Annotated in this window: 1 protein-coding gene; it reads right to left on the bottom strand. The window is 39.6% G+C overall.

What is annotated here, in order from left to right; genetic code table 11:
* Positions 1 to 219 precede the first annotated feature (219 nt).
* Positions 220 to 1,386 (bottom strand): tyrosine-type recombinase/integrase, encoded by a 1,167-nt coding sequence (locus tag ACFIJR_RS08930; protein WP_375621728.1) that lies wholly within the window; start codon positions 1,384 to 1,386, stop codon positions 220 to 222.
* Positions 1,387 to 1,736: the final 350 nt, after the last annotated feature.

Consider the following 1,736-nt stretch of genomic DNA (forward strand, 5'->3'; position numbering starts at 1 on the left):
ATTTTCTGTCATACTAAAATCCTTTCTATCAAAAAATGGTAACAAATCATAACTATTTATTAACCACATTTTGGTTCGTTTGGAAAGATGTTTTATTTATAGAAAACAATATTTTATTATATAATTTCTGATGTGATACGTTATGAGTCTTATTGAGAGAGAATGAGAGAAAAGAGAGAGAAAGTTATCAACAGATCATGGGGTTATTCACCCCATATCTTAAGATTGACCCGTGACATAAGCCGCCCATTTATCCATATAAACACGGCGCTGTTCTAGATAATCAGTACGACGATAGGCACGCTCTACTTTACCTCCTACTGTATGACTTAGAATGGTTTCAGCGACCTCATAGGGGGCATCGGTTGTTTCAGCAAGCCAATTGCGTAAACTAGAGCGAAATCCATGGGGGCAGGCATCAAGTCCAATACGTTTCATATATTGAGCCATACACCTATGCGCGAGGGGACCGCGACCTGTTGCAGAAAAGAAGAAATCATTGCGTGATAAAAGGCGCGCTTGTTTTAAAATGTCTAATGCTTCTGATGATAAAGGCACGCGAAACTCTGTTGTTGTATCACGCTTTCCTTTCATATTTTCAGCAGGAATAGTCCAGATATCATCCTCAACTTGATCTTTATGGATATGACATAAAGGAAAAGTACGAACGCCTGTCAGAATAAGCAAACGTAAAGCCAGTTGTGTCATTGTTGTTGTTTCGCAAAGTGTTTTATAAAAAGCCGGAACCTTTCTCCAATCCATAGCTGGAAAATTTTGCGTTTTATGGCGTTGTTTGCCTAAGAGCGCGCGTGCTTTTTCTGTTGCTTGTAAATCAACATTCAAACCTAATGCAGCCGCATGTTTAAGACAAAGATTAAGACGTATCAATGCTTTCTCTGCTGTTGCAGCTTTTGTATGCCAAATAGGGGCAAGAGTATTGCGTATCTCTGTTTGAGTAATCTCTGAAACGGGTAGACAGCCTAATTTAGGGAGAATATAAAGACGTAAAGGTGAAAACCAATCACAAGCCTTACCATCATTTTTTAATTCAGCTTTCCGACTTTCAAAAGCATCTACGGCAATATCTTTTAAGTAATGAAGATTGCTGATTGCCTCACGCTTTTGTTTATTGCGTTCTTTAATGGGGTCACGCCCCTCACGTAAAACCGAACGCCACCCAGTTGCCAATTCACGGGCTTGTTTTAAAGAGACATCTCGCAATGCTCCCAAGCCCATTTCACGACGACGTCCGTGAAGGGTATACCGTAAAATCCATTGAGCACCTCCATCTTTACGCTTATGAAGTAACAAGCCGGCACCATCATTATATTTGCCAGCCCCCAATGTTGCGACAGATCTTGCATTAAGACGGTTCATAAGAGCCATTTTTTACTCCTTTCTTATATAAATTTGATCCACACATTCATCCCACTTGTGATGTGCAAATGAGTGGTTTTGATTGAAGCAATATAAACTGATTTAAAATGAGACAATCTTAGGTTATTCGGGACTCTCATTCAATATGAATAACACTAGATTATCATTATAAATCAATGCCTTGTAGAGATAGAGAGTGTCGATGAGGAACATCCATGGTTTGTGCACGCGTTTGATTTGATTAAGGCGCGTGCAAAATACGAACTTTACAAGAATATCTTGAAAGACCCCGATTGTGCAACGGCAGCTTACAATGACTTTAACGAACAGTTGCATGAATTGCGTGCAGAGACGTCTCA

This window comes from Bartonella sp. OD88NMGDW (genome assembly GCF_042193775.1).
Classification (GTDB): Bacteria; Pseudomonadota; Alphaproteobacteria; order Rhizobiales; family Rhizobiaceae; genus Bartonella; species Bartonella grahamii.